The organism is Moraxella sp. I5G, assembly GCF_055193055.1.
On sequence record NZ_JBUXLH010000003.1, the window covers coordinates 24,498 to 45,438 of the forward strand.

The 20,941-nt window shown below is 39.0% G+C and carries 20 protein-coding genes; 1 reads left to right on the plus strand and 19 read right to left on the minus strand.

The window, feature by feature from the left end:
- Position 1 precedes the first annotated feature (1 nt).
- The 17 genes from nuoM to lolA all read right to left on the minus strand — a co-directional run bounded on the left by nuoM (position 2) and on the right by lolA (position 18,563).
- The gene (nuoM, locus tag ACZBKJ_RS02295) at positions 2-1,714 is read right to left on the minus strand and encodes an NADH-quinone oxidoreductase subunit M (RefSeq protein ID WP_463199307.1); all 1,713 of its coding nucleotides are present in this window, start codon (positions 1,712-1,714) and stop codon (positions 2-4) included.
- A 1-nt stretch (position 1,715) separates the two neighbouring features.
- Complete coding sequence (gene nuoL / locus ACZBKJ_RS02300; RefSeq protein ID WP_463199308.1) at positions 1,716-3,578, minus strand: NADH-quinone oxidoreductase subunit L; 1,863 nt, start codon at positions 3,576-3,578, stop codon at positions 1,716-1,718.
- 3 nt (positions 3,579-3,581) lie between these two features.
- Positions 3,582-3,920: an NADH-quinone oxidoreductase subunit NuoK gene (nuoK, locus tag ACZBKJ_RS02305; RefSeq protein WP_463199435.1), complete on the minus strand. Its 339-nt coding sequence runs from the start codon at positions 3,918-3,920 to the stop codon at positions 3,582-3,584.
- 2 nt (positions 3,921-3,922) lie between these two features.
- On the minus strand, positions 3,923-4,501 hold the full coding sequence (gene nuoJ / locus ACZBKJ_RS02310; protein WP_463199309.1) for an NADH-quinone oxidoreductase subunit J: 579 nt from the start codon (positions 4,499-4,501) through the stop codon (positions 3,923-3,925).
- The gene (gene nuoI, locus ACZBKJ_RS02315) at positions 4,498-5,046 is read right to left on the minus strand and encodes an NADH-quinone oxidoreductase subunit NuoI (RefSeq protein ID WP_463199310.1); all 549 of its coding nucleotides are present in this window, start codon (positions 5,044-5,046) and stop codon (positions 4,498-4,500) included. The genes nuoJ and nuoI overlap by 4 nt, the downstream gene beginning before the upstream one ends.
- Before the next feature lies 1 nt (position 5,047).
- A complete protein-coding gene (gene nuoH / locus ACZBKJ_RS02320; RefSeq protein WP_463199311.1) occupies positions 5,048-6,088 on the minus strand; it encodes an NADH-quinone oxidoreductase subunit NuoH in 1,041 nt (346 codons plus the stop codon).
- Positions 6,088-9,057, minus strand: a complete 2,970-nt coding sequence (gene nuoG / locus ACZBKJ_RS02325; protein WP_463199312.1) for an NADH-quinone oxidoreductase subunit NuoG — start codon at positions 9,055-9,057, stop codon at positions 6,088-6,090. Before nuoG ends, nuoH begins: the two co-directional genes overlap by 1 nt.
- A 17-nt stretch (positions 9,058-9,074) precedes the next feature.
- Entirely contained in the window at positions 9,075-10,463 is a 1,389-nt protein-coding gene (gene nuoF / locus ACZBKJ_RS02330) for an NADH-quinone oxidoreductase subunit NuoF (RefSeq protein WP_463199313.1), read from the minus strand.
- A gap of 62 nt (positions 10,464-10,525) precedes the next feature.
- Positions 10,526-11,035 (minus strand): NADH-quinone oxidoreductase subunit NuoE, encoded by a 510-nt coding sequence (gene nuoE / locus ACZBKJ_RS02335; protein WP_463199314.1) that lies wholly within the window; start codon positions 11,033-11,035, stop codon positions 10,526-10,528.
- Positions 11,036-11,318: 283 nt separating this feature from the next.
- Positions 11,319-12,512, minus strand: coding sequence for a PilT/PilU family type 4a pilus ATPase (locus ACZBKJ_RS02340; protein WP_463199315.1), 1,194 nt, complete (start codon positions 12,510-12,512; stop codon positions 11,319-11,321).
- Positions 12,513-12,591: 79 nt separating this feature from the next.
- A complete protein-coding gene (locus ACZBKJ_RS02345; RefSeq protein WP_463199316.1) occupies positions 12,592-13,218 on the minus strand; it encodes a LysE family translocator in 627 nt (208 codons plus the stop codon).
- Between the two features lies 1 nt (position 13,219).
- Entirely contained in the window at positions 13,220-13,948 is a 729-nt protein-coding gene (locus ACZBKJ_RS02350) for a YqcI/YcgG family protein (protein ID WP_463199317.1), read from the minus strand.
- Positions 13,949-13,953: 5 nt separating this feature from the next.
- A complete protein-coding gene (nuoC, locus tag ACZBKJ_RS02355; protein ID WP_463199318.1) occupies positions 13,954-15,699 on the minus strand; it encodes an NADH-quinone oxidoreductase subunit C/D in 1,746 nt (581 codons plus the stop codon).
- 87 nt (positions 15,700-15,786) lie between these two features.
- A complete protein-coding gene (locus tag ACZBKJ_RS02360) occupies positions 15,787-16,257 on the minus strand; it encodes a hypothetical protein (protein ID WP_463199319.1) in 471 nt (156 codons plus the stop codon).
- Positions 16,258-16,278: 21 nt separating this feature from the next.
- Positions 16,279-16,944: a NuoB/complex I 20 kDa subunit family protein gene (locus tag ACZBKJ_RS02365; RefSeq protein WP_463199320.1), complete on the minus strand. Its 666-nt coding sequence runs from the start codon at positions 16,942-16,944 to the stop codon at positions 16,279-16,281.
- A gap of 117 nt (positions 16,945-17,061) precedes the next feature.
- Positions 17,062-17,694: an NADH-quinone oxidoreductase subunit A gene (gene ndhC, locus ACZBKJ_RS02370; RefSeq protein ID WP_463199321.1), complete on the minus strand. Its 633-nt coding sequence runs from the start codon at positions 17,692-17,694 to the stop codon at positions 17,062-17,064.
- 209 nt (positions 17,695-17,903) lie between these two features.
- Positions 17,904-18,563: an outer membrane lipoprotein periplasmic chaperone LolA gene (lolA, locus tag ACZBKJ_RS02375; protein ID WP_463199322.1), complete on the minus strand. Its 660-nt coding sequence runs from the start codon at positions 18,561-18,563 to the stop codon at positions 17,904-17,906.
- A 199-nt stretch (positions 18,564-18,762) separates the two neighbouring features.
- Here lolA and ACZBKJ_RS02380 point away from each other — a divergent pair, with 199 nt between their 5' ends.
- Positions 18,763-19,068 carry a CopG family transcriptional regulator gene (locus ACZBKJ_RS02380; protein WP_463199323.1) on the plus strand — a complete coding sequence of 102 codons (306 nt, stop codon included), beginning with the start codon at positions 18,763-18,765 and terminating at the stop codon, positions 19,066-19,068.
- Between the two features lie 7 nt (positions 19,069-19,075).
- Here ACZBKJ_RS02380 and ACZBKJ_RS02385 read toward each other — a convergent pair whose 3' ends face one another.
- Together ACZBKJ_RS02385 and ACZBKJ_RS02390 are read right to left on the minus strand one after the other, a co-directional pair.
- The gene (locus ACZBKJ_RS02385; protein WP_463199324.1) at positions 19,076-20,644 is read right to left on the minus strand and encodes a D-alanyl-D-alanine carboxypeptidase/D-alanyl-D-alanine-endopeptidase; all 1,569 of its coding nucleotides are present in this window, start codon (positions 20,642-20,644) and stop codon (positions 19,076-19,078) included.
- Positions 20,644-20,931, minus strand: coding sequence for a polyhydroxyalkanoic acid system family protein (locus ACZBKJ_RS02390; protein WP_463199325.1), 288 nt, complete (start codon positions 20,929-20,931; stop codon positions 20,644-20,646). Before ACZBKJ_RS02390 ends, ACZBKJ_RS02385 begins: the two co-directional genes overlap by 1 nt.
- Between the last annotated feature and the right edge of the window lie 10 nt (positions 20,932-20,941).

Below are 20,941 nucleotides of genomic sequence, written 5' to 3' on the forward strand. Positions count from 1 at the left end.
ATTATTCTCCTTGCCCAAATTGCGATGTTTGCTTATCCAATTCACCTGCTGGATATTCATACAATTGTCCATCTTGGCGGTTTGCTTTTTGGCTTAGCTCGTCTATTACACCCTGCATATCAATAATTTGTCTGCCATAAATAGGAGCTGATGGCGCTATTTTTTGATGATAGGCTGCACCGATAAAACCCATCGCCTGATTTGATGCATTTAAAATCGGTTGCGGGTAAAGACCCATCCATAAAAGTCCAATTGCCAAAATACTCAACAAAGATAGTTCTCGTTTACTCAAATCTCTGAGTTTTCCGCCATAGGCTTTGGCAACTTCTTGGCTGGTATTTTTACCAAACAAGGTTTGATAAATCATAATCAGTGCATAAAGTCCTGCAAAGACAAAGCTTGCCGCTGCAATGATGGTAAACATTGGGTATTTAGCAAATGACCCTAAAACAATTAAAATCTCACCAACAAAATTACCCGTGCTTGGAATGCCTAATAAAGCAGCACTAAAGAACATCAAAAATGCTGGCAGATAGCGAAATTGCCCCCACATACCGCCCATCAAGCTCATATCACGAGTATGTAGGCGTTCATACACCTGACCTGCCATAATAAATAATGCCGCACTGGATAAACCATGAGCCAGCATTTGCACCATTAAACCCTGTAAAGACACTAAAGAGCCCGCATAAATTGCCAAAATGACAAAACCCATATGCGAAATACTGGTGTAAGCTAAAAGTCGTTTGATATCGGTTTGAGCAAATGCCAAAAATGCGCCATAAAATACACCGATTAAACCCAAAACAATGGCAATTGGCGCAAATTCAGCAGATGCATTGGGAAATAATGGTAATACAAAACGCAACAAACCAAACGCCGCTGTTTTAATCAAAATCCCCGCCAAATCCACAGAACCTGCGGTTGGAGCTTGGGCGTGAGCATCAGGAAGCCAGCCATGCAACGGAAATACAGGCAATTTTACGGCAAAGCCAATAAAAAAGCACAGCATGATGGCGTATTCATATTGTCCTAAATTGACTCCTAACAAATCTTGATAATCAAAACTTAAAACACCCGTACTGCTAAACTGTATCAGTACCAACATAAAAATGCCAATCAGCATAATCAGCCCAGATACTTGGGTATAAATGAAAAACTTTTTAGCGGCATATTCTTTGGTTTTGCCTGAAGTGGCATCATGACCCCATAACGCAATCAAAAAGTAAATTGGTAAGAGCATCATTTCCCAAAAGAAAAAGAATAAAAATAAATCGATTGCCAAGAATACGCCAATAACACCGCCTAAACTCCATAGCAAATTTAGGTGAAAAAATCCCACACGGCGAGTGATTTCACCCCAAGAGCAGCCCACTGCCATCACGCCCAAAAATGCGGTTAGAGCAACCATCAGTAATGACAAGCCATCTGCCGCTAAATGAAAATTAACCCCCATGGCGGGTATCCAAGGCACGATAAACTCAGCTATCCATGGTAAAGATTCTTTGTCCACCATGCCCTGAGTGGCTAAAAATTGTCCAAAATTGCCATGATTCCATAGCATCAGACTCATTGCAAATGTCATCAACATGCCAATTAAGGCAATCCATCTTGGAAGGTGCGCATCTATTTTTTCAATCAGCCAGCACAAAAACCCTGTGATAAAAGGCGTGATTATCAAAAGCGGCAATAACCATGATTGTACACTATTCATTTTACTTCACCATCATCATCGCAAGCACCAACATAATTGCCAGCCCTACTGCCAAACTAACAGCGTGTGAGCGCAACAGCCCTGTTTGTGTTTTTGATAATCCCAACGATCCTAAATTTGCCAAAGCAGGTAAAATATTCCAAACTTTATCTACAGGGTCAGATTTTAACCAATTTGATATCACCAAAAATGGTTTAACAAATACGATATTATACAGCGCATCAAAACCCAAACCATGATAACACCAGTAATAAATCGCCCCGCCAATGGTTGAACGTTTAAAGCAAGTCAAGATTTTGCCATGATTAAGCACATAAAGCACATAAGCGGACATTAGTCCAAATACAGTTGCTCCCACCGCTAAAATTTCAGCAGTGTGTTTACCGTGGGCTTTCCCTGCTTCAACGAATTGCTGCCCAATTCCCATTGGTAGTACATTTGCTAAAGGCGGAGAAATCAAAGCTCCTAGTGCGGTTGATAACAGCAGCAAAACAATCAAAGGCATGGCGTAACTAAAACCAGATAGCGTATGGGCTTGGGTTTTTTCTTGACCAAAAAACACCAAATAAATCAAACGAAACGTATAAAATGCCGTTAAAAACGCCCCACAAACACCCGCCCAAAAAAGTCCAGTTTGTCCTGCAGCATAGGTTTCCCAAATAATGGCTTCTTTGGAATAAAAGCCCACGGTAATAAATGGCAAAGCCACCAATGCACCACCGCCCACTATAAATGACCAAAATACCAGTGGAATTTTTTTACGCAATCCACCCATTTTAAAAATATCTTGTTCATGATGCGTTGAAATAATGACCGCTCCAGATGCCAAAAAGAGTAACGCTTTAAAAAAAGCGTGGGTCATCAAATGAAAAATTGCCGCTTGCCAAGCGCCAACGCCAAGCGCCATAAACATCATGCCCAGCTGGCTCATGGTTGAATAAGCCAAAACTCGCTTAATATCAGTTTGTGCCATCGCACAAAATGATGCCACCAGCATGGAAACTGCACCAATACCACCAACCCAATATAATAAAATTTCAGGGGTTAGTATAAACAACGGATGCATACGAGCAATTAAATAAACTCCAGCTGTCACCATCGTTGCAGCGTGAATCAGTGCTGATACGGGCGTAGGACCTGCCATTGCATCGGCAAGCCAAGTATGTAGGGGGATTTGAGCAGATTTACCAAATGCCCCGCCAATCAACATAGTCGTTGCCAAAACCGCTGTTGGATTGTTTAAAGTTAAAACTTGTGGCGCGGTGGTAATAATGGTATTTATATCCAACGTGCCAAATTCACGAAATAAGACAAACAGTCCAATTGCCAAAAATACATCACCAATACGAGTTACGGTAAACGCTTTAATTGCCGCCTTGCCATTATCGCGATTATGATAATAAAAACCAATCAAAAGATATGAGCAGATGCCCACGCCTTCCCAGCCCAAATAAAGCAAAAGTAAATTATCTGCCAAAATAAGCAGGAGCATACTGGCAACAAATAAATTTAAATAACTAAAAAAGCGTGCAAATCCATCTTCACCCTTCATATACCAAGATGCAAATACATGGATTAAAAAACCAACACCAGTTACCACGCCAAGCAAAGTTGCGGATAAACCATCCAAATACAAAGCGAATTTAGGTGCAAACTCACCCACTTGTAGCCACGTCCATAAAATTTGCGTGCTGGGATTTTGATTGGCGTTTATAAATCCTAAGATACTAATGCTTGCAAAAATAGCTGAAAGCCCAACACTGCCCACACCAATAAAAGTTGCTACCTTTTCACTTAAACGGTCGCGACCAATAGCAAGGAGCAAAAAACCAATCACAGGAAAGATAAAAGTCAGTGCCAACATACATTACCCCTTTAATTGACCGAGCAGATTGACGTCAAGACTTTTAAAACGATGGTAAATTTGCAACAAAATTGCAAGCCCAATCGCTGCCTCAGCTGCCGCCAATGTCAGCACAAAAATAAACATGACTTGACCGTCAGGATTACCCCAAGCATTACCGCCCACTACAAAAGCAAGAGCAGCAGCATTCATCATGATTTCAAGACTCATCAACATAAATAAAACATTGCGTCTTGCCATCACGCCTGCCAATCCTATGACAAACAAAATCGCAGATACAATTAGCGCGTGGGATACAGGCACCGTAGAAACTGGGATTACCGATAAAGTTTGTATTGCCATTATCATACATCTTCTCCCTGATTGGTTGTTATGGATTGATTTTGAAAATGGCTGATATTTTCATCATCCAAGGCTTTTTTACCCAAATGATATGCTGCCACCAAGGCTCCTAACAATAAAAATGCTGCCACTTCTACCAATAAAACGTATTGGGTAAATAAATGAATACCAACCGCCTTAGCATCAACAACCTCTGAATTAATTTGTCCAAGTCCTTCTGATGAGCCGCCAATCATCCCAATCATAACACTAGCAATCACAATCATTAAACACGTCGGCATTGCCCAAGCACTAGATGACATCCATTGTTTTTCAGTTTGATGATTTTGACTGCCAAGATTAAGCATCATGATGACAAATACAAACAGCACTAAAATTGCTCCGGCGTAAACAATAATTTCCAAAACACCGGCAAAAGGTGCGCCCAAATAAAAGAAGATTCCTGCTACTGCCAGTAAAGATACAATCATGGATAAAATAGCATGCACAGGATTGGTATGGACAATCACCCTAAAACTAGCAACAATGGCAGCCAATGCCAATGCATAAAAACCCAAATTAGCAATATTTAATTCCATCATGGCAATAAACTCCGAATATCAATCGGTGCACTTTCATTTTGATGTGAGCCTTTAGGTTTGTCTTTAGTTGCCATGCCCGTTATCCGATAATAATTATATTCTGGATATTTACCCGTACCACTAATAAGCAGATGGTCTTTGTCATATACCAAATCTTGACGGCGATATTCACCCAACTCAAAATCTGGCGTCAGCTGAATGGCAGTAGTTGGACAAGCTTCTTCACACATACCACAAAACACACAGCGAGAAAAATTAATCTGAAAAAATTCAGGATACCAGCGACCATCTTCTCGCTCTGCTTTTTGCAGGCTAATACAGCCTACTGGACACGCTACCGCACAAAGATTACACGCCACACAGCGCTCATCACCATCAGGGTCGCGAGTCAATACAATACGACCACGAAAACGTGGCGGAACAGGCACGGGAGTTTCAGGATATAAAATCGTATCTCTTTTTCTGGTGGCATGGCTATTTACCATCCACATAGAACGCACAATGGTAAAAATCCCTAATGCGGTATTTTTTAAGGTTGCAATCATCTTATCCCCCTTGCACTGCCAATATCACGCCTGCTGTTACAATCAGATTAACAAGCGTAACAGGCAAACATACTTTCCAACCAAAATTCATAACTTGGTCATAACGTGGGCGCATCAGTGAGCCCCTTGCCAAAATAAACATGGTCATAAAAAAGAGCGTTTTAATTAAAAACCAAAATACAGGTGGGATAAAAGGAATATCAAGATTAAATGGAGCAAGCCAGCCCCCAAAAAACAAACAAGTCATCAATGCTGAAATCACCACTACATTGACATATTCACCAATAAAAAACATACCAAACTTCATGCCAGAATACTCCACATGATAGCCTTCAGCAAGTTCTTGTTCGGCTTCTGGCTGGTCAAAAGGATGTCTATGAGTTACGGCAACGCCTGCCACTACAAAACACAAAAATCCCAAAAATTGTGGGATAACATTCCAAATTCCTGTCTGCGCAAGTACAATATCTCTTAGGTTAAATGAGCCTGCCATTGCTACGACGCCCATTAAGGATAATCCCAAAAAAACTTCATAACTGATGGTTTGGGCAGCTGAACGCAGTCCACCTAAAAGACTAAATTTGTTTGCTGAAGCCCAACCACCAAACATCACCGCATACACTGCCAACCCTGCCATTGCAAAAAAGAATAAAATGCCAATATGCCAATTGCTTGCCCCTAAAGTTGGGCTTAGTGGAATGATTGCAAAACTTGCCAAAGCAGTAAACATTGCAATGGCAGGAGCGAGTGTAAACATAAATTTATCAGCAAATTTAGGCGTCCAGTCTTCTTTAAAAAAGATTTTTAGCATATCTGCTACAAGTTGTAATGAACCTTGCCAGCCAACACGGTTTGGACCATAGCGGTCTTGCCACAATGCCAACATTCTTCTTTCATAAACAATCATTAAAGCAGCGGTAATAACCAATCCTAAAAAAATAATCAGAGCTTGGGCTACCATAAACATTACTGACCAAGTCTCAAAACTTAAACTATTGACCAAAAAATTTGGTACATCAGGAATGCTTTGAATCTGACTCATTAGATACGCTCCTGTATCAAATTATTATTTGTCTTGGTAGCACTTTGATTTACCAAGTTGGTATTAAATGTTGCCAAACTTGAAACTGGTTTGCTTGTTGCGTTTACCAGCTGTTTTTTGTAAATCGGCGTGTATATTTTATCGCCACCTTTTTTAACACAAGCAGGTAAATAGCATACTAAAGGCACCAATCCAACAGGATAACCAATGCTGTCTTCTGCCAAATATGGTACAATTTTTACAGGCAAACTGATGTGATGTTCATGCTGGCTAATGGTTAAAACATCACCATCTTGTAATTGCCATTTTTGCGCTTCATCTTGTCCAATAAACCAAGCAGCCGGTTTGATAACTTCAGCTACCACAGGTGAAGCCTGGGATAAATTGGAGCTGGCAAATATATCATAAACTGGCACAAGACTTGCTTGACCTGTTTGGAAATCACTTTTTGGAGTTTGTGGCACAACAAAAGATACATAGTCATGCTCAAGCCTTGGCATAACATCAAACACACGCACACCTACATCGCCACCTTTTAAACGACCGCCAACTTTATCTTGATATTTATTCCATGCCTGCGGTGAATTCCACCCAGCACTCCACGCAAAAGCTGTTACTGAAACGGCTGTTTTATCGCCAACATAACCTTCCATTGAAAATGTCAATGCCGTATCGGTATCCTTAGGCTGCATAGGCTCATGCACTGAAATTTTAGCACGCATGGACGTACGCCCTGAATAACGACGGGGCTGACGAGCAATTTTTAAACCTGTAATACGATAATCTGCTTCTGGAGCGGTTTGCAAAATCATCGATAAATCAGGCAATTTAGCGATTTGTGCTGCCACATCATCCAAATGCTGGCACTGATTTTGAGTATTTAAAATTGTACTGGATAACGCAAACAGCCAGCGCCAACTGTCTTTGACGGTTGAATCTGGCACATAATAGGCTTTATCATACGCTGCAAAATACCGCTGCATTCGTCCTTCGGCAGAAACCATCGTGCCATCGGTCTCGGCAAATGTTCCAGCAGGCAGGACAAAAGCGGCTTTATCATGCCAATCACAATACTGATGGTCAATGACGATGATGGATTGATTAAACAATTTATCCTGTAAGGGCTTTGATAAATCGCGTAGTTCGTTTTCCACAACAATCGCCACATCAAACGTTTGTGCCAACACTTCTTCCAAGGCTTGACCGCCAAGCAAACTTACCCCAACGCTATTTGCTTCTGGCATAACCAGATAAATACCTGTTTTTGATAGATAATTTTTTAATACATCTTGAAGTTTATTATTTTGTGCATCATTTTCCTGCAAAATATTTTGTTGCAGCTTTTCTTTGATGATTTGACGTTTTTTAGTCAAATTTTGTGCTAAATAACCGGTCGCCTGTAACAGCATTTGCGATGACAAACTGCTGCCGCTGATTAAAAGTGGTCTATTTGCTAGCAATAAATCACAAGCAATTTTTTTGGCAAGATTATCAAGATTATCAAGATTATCTTTAGAGATTGTTAAGATTTGCGTTAAATCATCTGGCAGCGCCAAAATTTCATCAGCAACCTTTATACCCAAATCCACAATAGACGCAATGTCTGCCACTGCCGATACCTTGGCAACGTCATTTAGTTTGGTATCAATAACCCCAGCAATATAAATTGGACTGTAATGGTTTTGACCAATACGTTTGACAGGTTCAGCAAGCCAAGTGGGTGTCTTAAGGTTTTCTGCCATTTTTTTGGCTTCATTTTTGGCAGCTTGTCGAACTGACAATGCCACTCTTGGGGCAGTTTGAGTTAAATCTTCACCCAAAATAAACAAAGCATCTGATGTTTCTACTTGAGCAAGTGATAAATTATCCACCGCCTGATGACGCAACAACTCAATGCAGGTTTTGGTTAAATTTTGCGTGTGCAACAATTCGCCTGTACTGTAATTTTCTGCGCCTACCAAACTCTTTAGAGCAAAATTACTTTCAAGGCTAGCACTTGCAGAACCAATACCAATCACTTTTTTATTAACCAAATATGGTTTTAAAAATGCCGCTACGCCATCCAACGCTGCATCGGCAGTTAGCGATTTTGATGCGCCTGTCGTATTTTGGGTTGGTGTAATTGGTCTATCGCCACGATTGACAAACCCATAAGAAAACCGTCCCCTATCGCATAAAAAATAACCATTAACATCGGGGTTATAGCGATTTTCAATACGTCTTAATTCACCATAACGCTCGCCTGCAGAAATGTTACAGCCAGTTGAACAGCCCTGACAAATACTTGGAGCATACTGCATGTCCCATTTACGATTATAACGGTCAGAATGTGTTTTATCAGTAAATACACCCGTTGGACAAACTTCAGTTAAATTGCCGCTAAATTCGCTTTCAAATTGCCCTTCGGTATCACGCCCAAAATATACTCGATTATTGGACGCATATACTCCAAAATCAGTACCGCCAGCGTAATCTTTATAAAAACGCACACAACGATAACAAGCAATACAGCGATTCATTTCATGATTAATAAACGCTCCCAAATCTTGATTGTGGTGGGTACGCTTAGTAAAACGATAACGTCTAGCACGATGTCCAGACATGTAAGTCATATCTTGCAAATGACAATGACCACCTTCTTCACAGGTTGGGCAATCGTGCGGATGATTGGTCATGATATATTCAACAATATGTTTTCGAAAAGCTTTGGCTTCAGCATCGTCAATTGAAATATACATTTGGTCGCTAGGTGCAACCATACACGACATTACCAATCGTCCACGCCCTGACTTCACATCTTCTTCGTTATTAAATTGCTTGACGGCGCATTGACGACATGACCCCACCGAGCCTAAGGCGGGATGATAACAAAAGTATGGTAAATCATATCCCAAGGATAATAAGGCTTGTAATAAGTTGTCTGAACCATCAACTTCTAGGGATTTCCCATCTACATGAATGACTGCCATTTTTCCCCCTGTGTTGTTTATTGATGATTGTGTTTGATTTTTTGGTCAAATTCATGGCGAAAATATTTTAATGCGCTCATTAAAGGCTCCATAGCTCCCGGTGCGTGAGCGCAAAATGTTTTTCCAAGCCATAAATCACGGGTTAATTCACTTAATTTTTCCACATCATCTGTTTGACCGTGACCTGTATCAATGGCTTCTAAAATTTTTACACCCCAAGGCAATCCATCCCGACATGGTGTACACCAGCCACAAGATTCGCGTTGGAAAAATTTTTGTAAATTTTTAGACAGTGCAACCATATCTTGGGTTTCATCCACCACCATCATCAAACAGGTTCCTAACCGCGAACCTGCCTTCATAATCGGGTCAAAATCCATAACTAGGTCAAGATGTTCATTGCTTGCGGTCAAAAAGTCGGTACTAGCGCCACCTGGTAGCCAGGCTTTTAATTTTAGTCCATCTTGCATTCCGCCTGCAAGTTCAATCAACTCACGAGCGGTATAACCAAAGGGTAATTCCCAAAGTCCTGCATCCTTAACGCGACCAGAACAGCCCATAATTTTTGTGCCGGGCGTAGTGGATTTACCTTTTTGTTTGGGTAAATCTAAATACCAGTCCACTCCGTTCATTAAGATGGCAGGCATGTTGTTTAGGGTTTCTACATTATTGACGACGGTTGGTCGCCCCCAAGCACCTGATACTTGAGGAAAAGGTGGTTTGGTACGTGGGTTTGCTCTACGACCTTCTAAACAATTAATAAGTGCCGTTTCTTCACCGCAAATATAACGCCCTGCCCCTGTATGAACATGCAATGAAAAACTAAAATCGGTACCCAAAATTTTATCGCCAAGTAAATTATGAGCAAGCATTTCATCAATTGCCGCTTGCAGACGCTGTGCCGCGATGATATATTCACCGCGAATAAAAATATAGCCTTCACTTGCACCAATGGCATAAGCGGTGATAAGCATACCTTCTATTAGCTGAAAAGGAATTCGTTCCATCAAAAGACGGTCTTTAAACGTTCCGGGTTCCATTTCATCAGCATTGCAAATCAGATAACGCACGCCTCCATCTGGTGGAGTCATAAATGTCCATTTAAGCCCGGCATTAAACCCTGCACCCCCGCGACCCCGAACATTGGCGGTTTTTATCATTTCACCAACTTCTTTTGAAGGTTTAGTAAGAGCATTTTTTAAGCCTTTAAAACCATCTAAACGCTCATAATCTGCCAAAGTCAAAACAGCGTCTTGATGATACAATCGCCACGTCAATGGATGAGTCAAACTGGTAGGCGCCTCACCGTCTTTTAACCCCACTGCATAAATTGGAATTCGCTGACGGTTTAACTGACTTGGAGCTTTGCCTTGGTTTTTGGCGATGATTTGCTCATGAATGTTCATCAAATCTTCCTTTTTTTCAAACCTTTGTCATAAGTGGCAAATGTTTTATGAAATTTATACTATCAAGCATATTGCTGTAAAACAATGGCTACTTCTTCTGGAGTAATTGGCCCATACGTATCTTCATCAATCAAAACTGACGGCCCTTTATCACAGTTTCCCAAACAGCAAATTGGCAATAAGGTAAATCGTCCATCAGGCGTAGTTTGCCCATATTCAATGTTTAACTGACGCTTAAACTCTTTTTCCACTGCCTCAAAACCTGTTAAATAGCAGGCGATTGAATCGCATAACAATATCACATGACGACCCACAGGCTGACGATAAATGCGATTAAAAAATGTTGCCACACCTTCAACATCACTTGGCGGAATATCCAGCATATTAGCAATGGCGTTAAGTTGAGCATCATTTATCCAGCCGCTGCGTTTTTGGACAAGTTTTAAAGCATCCAGCACGGCAGCACGGGCTTGGGGATAATGATGAATATATTCATTGATGCCGCGGATTTCATCATCAGTTAAAATGGCATGAATATCCACCTTAGGGGATTTATCAGTTACAATTTTCATAAAAATACTTTTTATTGTTGGATAATTTTAGCGCTTGCAAACTAAAGCTAGCTATTTTAAGGTTAAACATCTAAAACTTGACAAGTAAGCTAGTTTAACCAATTTAAAATCTTTTCATAACTCACCACTGTTAAAATCAAACTTTGATAAGTTTTAAAACATCCAATATAGTAGGATTATCTGTATCAATTTAGTGACGAATATACATTTTTGCATCATCTTAGGTTTTAAGTTTTTTTGACACAAACAAAAAACCTCACGCAATTTTTTCACTCAACTTGATTTATTTACTTGCTATATCTTCTTTGGTATCTTCGTACAAAGACAATGCCGATGCCGTTTCTTCTTGTGCTGCTCGTGTGCCTTTTAATTTAATCTGCAAACGAAGTTCATTGGCAGAATCGGCATTTCTAATCGCCTCATCATAGCTAATCGCCCCTTCGTTGTACAAATCAAATAAGGCTTGGTCAAAGGTCTGCATGCCCACTTCACGACTTTTGGTCATCACCGCTTTTAATTCGTGCATCTCACCTTTTAAAATCAAATCTGCAACCAATCGTGTATTAAGCATAATTTCCACCGCTGCCCGTCGACCTTTTCCGTCCTCAGTACGAATCAGCCTTTGGGAAATGATGGCTTTCATATTGCTGGATAAATCCATCAAAAGCTGCTGACGACGTTCTTCTGGGAAAAAGTTGATAATGCGGTCAAGGGTTTGATTTGCGTTATTAGCGTGCAATGTGCCAAGACACAAATGCCCTGTTTCGGCAAAAGCAATCGCATGCTCCATAGTCTCAGTATCCCGAATTTCTCCAATCAAAATCACATCGGGCGCTTGGCGCAGAGTATTTTTAAGGGCGTGATGCCAAGAGTGGGTATCCACGCCGACTTCACGATGGGTGATCATGGATTTTTTGTGTTTATGTACATATTCTACGGGGTCTTCTACAGTGATGATATGCCCTGCACTGTTTTCATTACGATAATCAATCATCGCTGCTAAAGATGTGGATTTTCCAGACCCTGTGCCGCCAACCACAAGAACAAGCCCACGCTTTTCCATAATCACATCTTTTAACGTGCTGGGCAATTTTAGTTTTTCAAAATTGGGAATCTCAGCAGCAATGGTACGAATCACCATACCCACTTGTTGCTGCTGAACAAATACATTCACCCGAAATCTTGAAACCTCTGGCACATTGATAGCAAAATTACACTCCATTTCACGCTCAAACTCATCTCGCTGATAGTCATTCATAATGCTATAAGCAAACAGCTTGGTTTTATCAGCGCTTAATATTTGTTTACCTAATGGCTTCATCAAGCCTTGATGTTTTACACTTGGTGGAAAATCAGCGGTAATAAACAAATCTGAGCCGCCAATTTCCACCACTTTGGTCAGCATGCTAAACATAATGGCTTTGGCTTCGTTTAGGGTTTCTTCGGCAAAGGCTAATAAAGATTCTTCGTTGTGCATCGTTTTCACTTACATTATAAACTTTTAGACTATTTTATCTGCAAGTTTCATACTCATTTTAATACATTTGAATTATATTTTATTTAAATAAAATTTGATAAATTGCTGTACAGGCAATCATAATCAATATTAAACTGCAAATTCTACTTGTCCAAGCAATAAAACCTTTATGCGATATTTTACTAAAAATCATGCCATATAAAGATAAAATGGCATAATCTAATAATATCCAAATACTGGTTAAGATTAAAATTGTCAATCCTTTATTATCACTGATATGAAAAAATAAAGGAAAAAAGGCAATAAAAAATAAAATATCTTTGGGGTTGCTAATTCCCACCAAAAACCCTTGTTTAATATATTTAAATAATGGCTGTTTGGATTGGTTTTGAGTATTTAATATTAAATCAGTGCTATCAAAACTATCTTTTAATATACATCCTGCAAAATAAATCAAATAAATACTACCAAATAAAGTCAGATAATTTAAAAGATGTTCATTAATTGCAAAAACACCATATAAAACCAAAAAAGAAATCAAAATCAGAATTAATGATGCTAAATTTGTCCCAATAATAGTGAATAAACTGGCTAAAAATCCTTGTCTAATGCCATTATTGACCACCATTACCGTAACAGGACCTGGGGTTGATAAAAACAAAATCACAGCACCGATAAAAGCAAATAATACTGAAATATCAATCATTTTATCTCTTCTTAACTGAATGATTTTTCAAATAAATTGGACAATTGGTGTTATCCAAAGCTCCTTCTTCATACAGTTGATATTGTCTCCATTCAAGATTATTTCTATCACCGAAAAAACCCAATTCGGGTGGATAAGTATCAGTTTGATTAAATAAACAAATTCTTTCCCTAATATGATTTCTTATTTTTAACCCCTTAGACCTATTATATGGAGCTACTAAATCAAATACTTCTCTTGGATTGATAATTAAACAAATATCATCACTCAAATTTCTACTTTTTAATTTTTTATGTTTAGAGCAACTGATATTTATAAATAATTGTACGTCATTAAAATATAGACACCATTTAAAATCGTAGACATCTTTTGTTATATCATTATTCCAAACTTTTGGGTCGTTATCAATCAAATATTGAATAAAATTCCAAGCGGTTTTATGCTGGCTTTCCAAATCTAAACAATCAGATTTGATAACAACAATTAAAGGGGATAAAACTCTATCTAAAACATCGGTCTTTTTTAGAAATTCAGTGTAGTTAATTAAAGAGTTAAAAAAATCAGAATAGCCATTATCAGAACAATCACAAAAAGCCCAAAACACTGTTCTCTTTTCAATAGCTTTTTTTGCAAAAACACAAGGAAATAGCTCATCACCAATTTGTGATAATATCAATGATTTATTACGTTCCTGCCAATCAATATCAATATATTTTTCAGATTTACTCATAACACTTACCTATCACAATCCGCCATCACAATATCAATACTTGCCAAATAAATAATGGCATCTGACACCAAAGAGCCGTTAATCACGCTCGGCATTTGTTGCAAATGAGCAAAGGTTGGCGTACGGATACGCGTGCGATAGCTCATGGTTGAGTTGTCAGAAGTTACATAATAACTATTGAGTCCTTTTACCCCTTCTACCATGCACGCACTCTCACCAGCTGGCATCACAGGACCCCATGATACTGATACAAAATGATTAATCAAAGTTTCAATATCTTTTAGAGTTTTATCTTTTGGTGGTGGTACAGCCAGAGGATGTTCAGCTTTATAAGCTCCGCTTGGCATATTATCCAAACATTGACGAATAATACGTAGTGATTGGCGAATTTCTTCAATTTTTACTAAACAGCGGTCATAGGCATCGCCGTTATAAAACACAGGCACATCAAAGTCAAAATTTTCATAACCCAAATAGGGGCGAGCTTTACGCAAATCAAAATCGATGCCTGTAGCACGAAGCCCTGCTCCAGTTACACCCCACGCCAAGGCTTGTTTGGCATCATATTGAGCAACGCTTTGCGTGCGCCCTTTAAGTACGGTATTGGTCATGGTGGCTTTATAGTATTCATCAATGCGTTTTGGCATCCAATCCAAAAATTCACGCACCAATCGCTCCCAACCATTTGGCAAATCCATCGCCGTTCCACCAATTCTAAACCAGGCAGGGTGCATACGATAGCCAGTTACTGCCTCAATAATATCATAAGCCTTTTGGCGGTCGGTAAACATATAAAATACAGGCGTCATACCGCCAGCGTCTTGAATAAATGTTCCCCAATACAAAAGATTGTTGGTAATGCGAAACAATTCACTCATCATAATCCGAATGGTTTTGGCACGGTCTGGTACGGTAATACCGGCTAGTTTTTCAACTGCCATAATATAGGGTAATTCATTCATCACCCCACCCAGATAATCAATACGGTCGGTGTAGGGAATGAATGAATGCCATGTTTGACGCTCTGCCATTTTTTCAGCACCGCGATGGTGGTAACCAATATCAGGAATGCAGTCTATAATTTCCTCACCATCAAGCTGCAACACCAAACGAAACGCTCCATGCGCTGAGGGGTGGTTTGGACCAATGTTTAAAAACATAAAATCTTCATCGCGTCCTGAACGTTTCATACCCCATTCTTCAGGAATAAAACGTAGATTTTCTTGTTCAAACTGCTGTTTGGCGGTGTTTAAAAAATATGGTGTAAATTCGGTAGCACGAGCATGATACTCCTTACGAAGCGGATGCCCTTCCCAATATTTAGGCAACAAAATTCGCGTCAGATGTGGATGTCCATCAAATACCACACCAAACATATCCCACACCTCGCGTTCATACCAATTGGCATTTGGGTAAATTTTGGTGGCGCTTGGAATGGATTCATTGTCTTTTAAGGCAACTTTAACGCGAATATCGCTGTTACGTTCTAAACTCATCAAGTGATAAAAGACTGTAAAATCACTGTCGGGCAATCCATAACGATGCTGACGTAGCCTTTCATCAATTACGGATAAATCTACCAACATAACATAAGGTTTTGGCAATGTGCGCAACGTCAAAAGCACATCCAGAACATCTTTTTTATCCACCCAAATCGTTGGAATACCATCTTGTGTGGCTTGCTCGGTAAATTGGTGTTTTTGTGCCAAAACCGTCAAGATACTAAAATCGTGAATATGATTAACGCTCATTGTTTTATACCTTATTTAAGCAATGATTTATTCATTAAATTAAATCCATTTAAAAACACAACCCACTTAAAAACTTAGCCAATTCATTTATTCCACCCAAATATCAAGTTCTTGGGCAAGTTTTAGCAATTTTGGTTTGTCTGTTTTATGAATGAGATAAAAATGCACATCATCACCATCGCTCCAAATATGTAACAAGCTAAATGGTGTTTGTTTTTCTAATTTATCAATTATATTGTCCATTTCACCAGCGTATTCTTCATCAGTAATCACAAAAGGCGCTTGAGTGTATTGGCTAATATATTGACTTAAATCTTCACAATAAAACTTCCAGTCATCCAAATAACATGGAAATAATTTTTCAAAAATCAAAAACAGACAAAATGGTTTTTGTGAAACATCAGCAGTCTGACCATCATCACCTAATAACTGTTTAAACCGTGCTGTGTCTTGGTAAATCGCTTGATACATCACTTGAGCACGCATCAATACATCACTATCAAGCTGATATACACGATTGATAAGCCCTAAAAACTCTTTAAAAATAGTTAAATTCATCGCACTTCTAACCCATCAAGCTCATTCAATATTATCAGGGCTGCGCAAATTGGTTACAGCAATGCGACTGGCATTTTTGGTTTCTCTTTGAGCAGGCATGATTGGCTGATACACATTTTGCTCCAAATGAATGCCTAGTGGACGACGCTCATGAGTAATGGAATCTTGCAAGAGCATTAAAGCCTGAATCAACGCTTCAGGGCGTGGCGGACAACCGGGAATATACACATCCACAGGAATGATTTTATCCACGCCCTGTACTACTGAATAAATATCATACATACCACCCGAATTGGCACATGCGCCCATAGAAATCACCCATTTGGGTTCTAACATTTGCTCATACAAGCGCAATATCACAGGTGCCATTTTAATAAAACAGGTTCCAGCAACAATCATCACATCCGCTTGACGAGGACTGGCACGAATAACCTCCGCCCCAAAACGTGATAAATCATGCACGGCAGTTAATGTTGTGGCATATTCCACATAACAGCAAGACGTACCAAAATTAAAGGGCCATAAAGAGTTTTTGCGTCCCCAATTGGCAGCAGCATGAGTTAAATCTGATAATTTCCCCAAAAACACATTTTTTTCTACCTCTTGCTGAATGTCATCAACAATGGTGCGATTTTGGTGAGGGTAAATGCTTTTGCTGTCATCAGCCTTTGTGAGAGTGTATTTCATAATTATTTAGTCTTATACTGTATTTGCTTAGTACTGTAATGGCTTGATTAAATAGAAACAATTAAATAGAAACAATAAACCAAAACTCAATAACAAAACCCTGCTAAAAGCAAGGTTTTATTGGTGCGTTGTATTTTTTAATTGTTTGACTTCTAGAGGCTCATTAAAATCCATACTCGTAATACGACCTGTAGAATTAATGTGGTCAATATTAGCCATATGAGCTTTATTTTTTGCAATGTCATTAGAGACATTGATTTGCCCTGATGACTGAGCGGGTACTTTACCTGTTGGGTCAGTGTGCAGTTCATCAATGCCATTAAACGCAGTGATTTTTGCCAAATCAAAATCCAAAGGACGCTCAGTAATGCGAGGTTTTTTACCATATTTATCGGCAGGTGACCAATTCATTGCCCCTAAACGCAGTTCATACAATAAGCCAATAAATAAAATTACAATAAAAATACTAGCGGTGGCAAAACCTACCCAACCTACTTCACGTACGCTGACAGAATAGGCATATAAAAATAAGGCTTCTAAGTCAAAAATAACAAAAAAGATAGCAACTAGATAAAATTTAGCCGACAAACGAATGCGTGCCGAACCTGCTGGCAATACCCCTGCTTCAAAGTTTTCTTCTTTTTGAGAACCTGATGAACGTCCACCCAATAAACGTGGGACGATAAGCATGAATGCAACAAGACCAGTGGCGGCTAGCAAATACGCAATGGCTGACCAAATGGTGGACATAAATCACCTCATGTGATTTAAAATAAAAACGAAAGCCTATTATAACACAAATTCAAAAAACACCCATAAAACTGTAACCTTTTCAGCATAAAAAAATGACAAACCCAAGTTTTGTAACTTGGGTTTTTTGTAAATAAATTTAACAAATTGATAGCTATCAACAAATTGTCATTGCCAGATTTATTAACACGTTACCAATGTTAAATTGATTATTGATTAATCACCTCAACGCCCGATGGCACGCTAAAACTAAATTGATTGGCGGCAATTTTTTTGTTAATGTTAATGTTGGTAAATTTAATGGTGGTTGTTTGCCCAATATTATCATTTAACACTATCATAACAGGTTTACCGCCATTAAAAGCAATAGATAAATCACGAAAGTTCGCTGATGATGTTTTAGGTGTTAAAACATAAAAGTTTTTTTGGTCATTGGGCTGACTGATTTTAAAACTATGGCTAATTTGATTGGGATTACCTGATAATAATAAAGCTGGCGTATCGCCAAATTGACTGTTCAAAGATTGTTTAGTTACTTGTGCCAAATCCTTATCATAAATCCAAAGCGTACTGCCACTGGTTACAATCAACTGTTCAGCAGGCGATTTAATTTCCCAACGAAACTGATTTTGGCGTTGTACCGCCATCACGCCACTAAAATTATTCTTTTTATTGCCAGCTTGAGTAGTTTGTGAAAAACTGGCGGTCATAGAACGCACACCTGTTAAAAGTTTATTTAAATTTTTAACAGCGGCTTCTTCGCTGGCAGCAGCTGCATAACTGGTTGTTGCCAAAGGCAAACTAAGACTTGCAACCACACCAAAAGTAACTGCTATTTTTAAGGATGTACGAAAGATAATATTTGACATTTGTTTATAATCCTTACAAAACAAGTAAATAAGTAGAGGCATTTTGCCAGTTTTTTGTATTGCAATCTATAAGTTTTTTGCAATTTTACCAAAACAATGTTGCTAAACGTTTATTAGTGTCAGTAAAAACTACCAATTTATTGAAAGCCTTGCTAATTATTGCTAAGATAATGCTATTTATATCACTTTAGGGGAAATTATGCTTTCACCAAAAATCAAAAATCAATTCTCAGACCACCCTCAAACCATCATGCGACCTGTGCCTTTAAAATTATCCGAAGAAATTATCGGACATTTAGAACACACCATGGGCGAACATGGCTTTAACACCATACAAGGACTGATTCGGCTATACATTCGGCAAGGGCTAGACCGAGATAATTGCAATTATACGCTTGCCAATGATGTTTTGTTTATTGAAGAACTGCGCAAAAAAGGCGTTAGCCAAAAAATCATTGATGAAGCTCTAGTGAATGTTAATAAAAAATGCCAAAGTGAATTTTAGTTGCGTTTTAAAAGCTCGCCACCACCGCCAGCATCTCATCAAGCACTCCAACCGCCCGACCACTGGCACTCGGAGCGTTAATCATCCCAACTACAACATACATGTTGCCTTTGGTGTCAAGTACATAACCTGCCATACTGGTTACGTCATCCAAGGTACCTGTTTTAATAAATGCTCTACCAATCGCAGGATTTAGATGGTTTCTTTTGGCAAGTTTTGCCATCGTGCCTGTTTGTCCTGCTATTGGCAAAGACGCTTTAAAAATTTCAAATTCTGGCTGACGATACATATAATCCAGCAATTCACCCATTGCATATACTGATATTTGACAATCACGGCACAGACCCGATGCCCGACTCATGATAGGTGGTGGACTTTTTAGGTGTTGTTGCCACCAATTATTAATATAGCCAAACGTCTTTGGATAGGTACTGATTTTTTCATTGACCGTTAAAGGTAACGATAAAGCCACCTGTTCAGTCATCACATTATTAGAAAACTGATTAATTTGATAAATTTGCGACGCCAAATTTTGTGATGGATAACTGATAATTGGCAATCCTACTAGAGTTTGTGGTGAACTGATAGTATAAACCTTACCAGTAAAATTTGGGTCATATTTCTGCCACATTCCTTTTACTGCCTTGACTGCAAATACATCGCCATCACCAAAATTTATCCATTGAGTCATGCGCCCACAGGTAGTTTTGGCTTGTCCAGTTGGTAAAAGCTCAGATATCGTCAAACGAAAATTTGGCTCACTATCACACGCGCCACCCTGAGCTGGTAAGGTTTTTGGAAATTTAAAATCTGAAAGTGGTGGCAAAACCTGTACAGCAATTTGACTATTATCTGTTGGCATAAACCCTAAAACTGGTTTGCCAAATTTATCCAACTGACCTGTATTAAAGGTTTGACCAGATGGTAACATGTCAATTTCTAGCGTACCAAAATTCACCAAAAAAGCATTGGGCTGGGCATTGTATGCACGGGCTCCATGACCGTCAAAAGCGTTACTGTCTCTTGCTACACCAGAAAAAGCAGAATTATCAATAATGATATTACCATTAATATGACGAATGCCTTTTTTAGGCAGATAACCCAACATGGCTTTTAGGCGCTCATGGGTCATAGATGGGTCGCCTTGAGCTTTGATAATAATATCGCCATACAAAGTCTGATTAACCACCAAACCTTTTTGGTAAATGTATGTAAACCAGTGATATTGGCTACCCAATTTATCCAACGCAATTGCCGTAGTAACCAGTTTTTGAGTGGAAGCAGGTGTGCGTAATACTTCTGAATTAAAATCAATTATTGGCATCTGACCATTAACTGGTTTTACCCAAATACTAATTTGGTTATCCAAAAGACTGATTTGCGACATTTTTTCGCGAATACTGGCAGGTAAGCTGTTTTTAGGGAAAGCTTCAGAAGGTTGAATGCTGGTAGTGCTAATCTGTGATGGTGCTGACTGATGAGTTGGACTGTTATTACCATTAGCAAAAGCAGTTGATAAAAAGGCACCGCCAAACATCAGCAGTGCAATTTGTAAACATTGAGTGATTCTTTTCATCAGGCAAAAAACTTATCCAGACCCGCTTGAATGCTATTAATAATAGGCGTTTTTAAAGGTTTTGCCAAAAATGCCAAATCTGCTTCAAATACTACTTTATCTTTGGTCAGGATTGCGCGTCCATCAACACCCGCTTTTTTAATGGCAGCGGTATCACCATCATCATTTTCTTGATAGTCAACATTTAAACCAAATTCACGATTAGCCTCTTCTAACCACTTTTTAGCTTGGGCGCGGGCAGTGTCAAAATCTAAACTGTGATTTTTTTCAATATGAATGTCAGCCATATTAAACTCT

What these genes read in the sequence shown, in the direction of transcription:
- nuoC (WP_463199318.1), bottom strand. Translation starts at nt 15,699, where the DNA reads ATGAGCGTTAATCATATTCACGATTTTAGTATCTTGACGGTTTTGGCA.
- nuoF (WP_463199313.1), bottom strand. Translation starts at nt 10,463, where the DNA reads ATGAACATTCATGAGCAAATCATCGCCAAAAACCAAGGCAAAGCTCCA.
- ACZBKJ_RS02365 (WP_463199320.1), bottom strand. Translation starts at nt 16,944, where the DNA reads ATGAAATACACTCTCACAAAGGCTGATGACAGCAAAAGCATTTACCCT.
- ndhC (WP_463199321.1), bottom strand. Translation starts at nt 17,694, where the DNA reads ATGTCCACCATTTGGTCAGCCATTGCGTATTTGCTAGCCGCCACTGGT.
- ACZBKJ_RS02345 (WP_463199316.1), bottom strand. Translation starts at nt 13,218, where the DNA reads ATGATTGATATTTCAGTATTATTTGCTTTTATCGGTGCTGTGATTTTG.
- nuoK (WP_463199435.1), bottom strand. Translation starts at nt 3,920, where the DNA reads ATGGCAATACAAACTTTATCGGTAATCCCAGTTTCTACGGTGCCTGTA.
- ACZBKJ_RS02350 (WP_463199317.1), bottom strand. Translation starts at nt 13,948, where the DNA reads ATGAGTAAATCTGAAAAATATATTGATATTGATTGGCAGGAACGTAAT.
- nuoJ (WP_463199309.1), bottom strand. Translation starts at nt 4,501, where the DNA reads ATGATGGAATTAAATATTGCTAATTTGGGTTTTTATGCATTGGCATTG.
- nuoI (WP_463199310.1), bottom strand. Translation starts at nt 5,046, where the DNA reads ATGATTGCAACCTTAAAAAATACCGCATTAGGGATTTTTACCATTGTG.
- nuoM (WP_463199307.1), bottom strand. Translation starts at nt 1,714, where the DNA reads ATGAATAGTGTACAATCATGGTTATTGCCGCTTTTGATAATCACGCCT.
- nuoG (WP_463199312.1), bottom strand. Translation starts at nt 9,057, where the DNA reads ATGGCAGTCATTCATGTAGATGGGAAATCCCTAGAAGTTGATGGTTCA.
- nuoE (WP_463199314.1), bottom strand. Translation starts at nt 11,035, where the DNA reads ATGAAAATTGTAACTGATAAATCCCCTAAGGTGGATATTCATGCCATT.
- nuoL (WP_463199308.1), bottom strand. Translation starts at nt 3,578, where the DNA reads ATGTTGGCACTGACTTTTATCTTTCCTGTGATTGGTTTTTTGCTCCTT.
- ACZBKJ_RS02385 (WP_463199324.1), bottom strand. Translation starts at nt 20,644, where the DNA reads ATGAAAAGAATCACTCAATGTTTACAAATTGCACTGCTGATGTTTGGC.
- ACZBKJ_RS02390 (WP_463199325.1), bottom strand. Translation starts at nt 20,931, where the DNA reads ATGGCTGACATTCATATTGAAAAAAATCACAGTTTAGATTTTGACACT.
- nuoH (WP_463199311.1), bottom strand. Translation starts at nt 6,088, where the DNA reads ATGAGTCAGATTCAAAGCATTCCTGATGTACCAAATTTTTTGGTCAAT.
- ACZBKJ_RS02380 (WP_463199323.1), top strand. Translation starts at nt 18,763, where the DNA reads ATGCTTTCACCAAAAATCAAAAATCAATTCTCAGACCACCCTCAAACC.
- lolA (WP_463199322.1), bottom strand. Translation starts at nt 18,563, where the DNA reads ATGTCAAATATTATCTTTCGTACATCCTTAAAAATAGCAGTTACTTTT.
- ACZBKJ_RS02360 (WP_463199319.1), bottom strand. Translation starts at nt 16,257, where the DNA reads ATGAATTTAACTATTTTTAAAGAGTTTTTAGGGCTTATCAATCGTGTA.
- ACZBKJ_RS02340 (WP_463199315.1), bottom strand. Translation starts at nt 12,512, where the DNA reads ATGCACAACGAAGAATCTTTATTAGCCTTTGCCGAAGAAACCCTAAAC.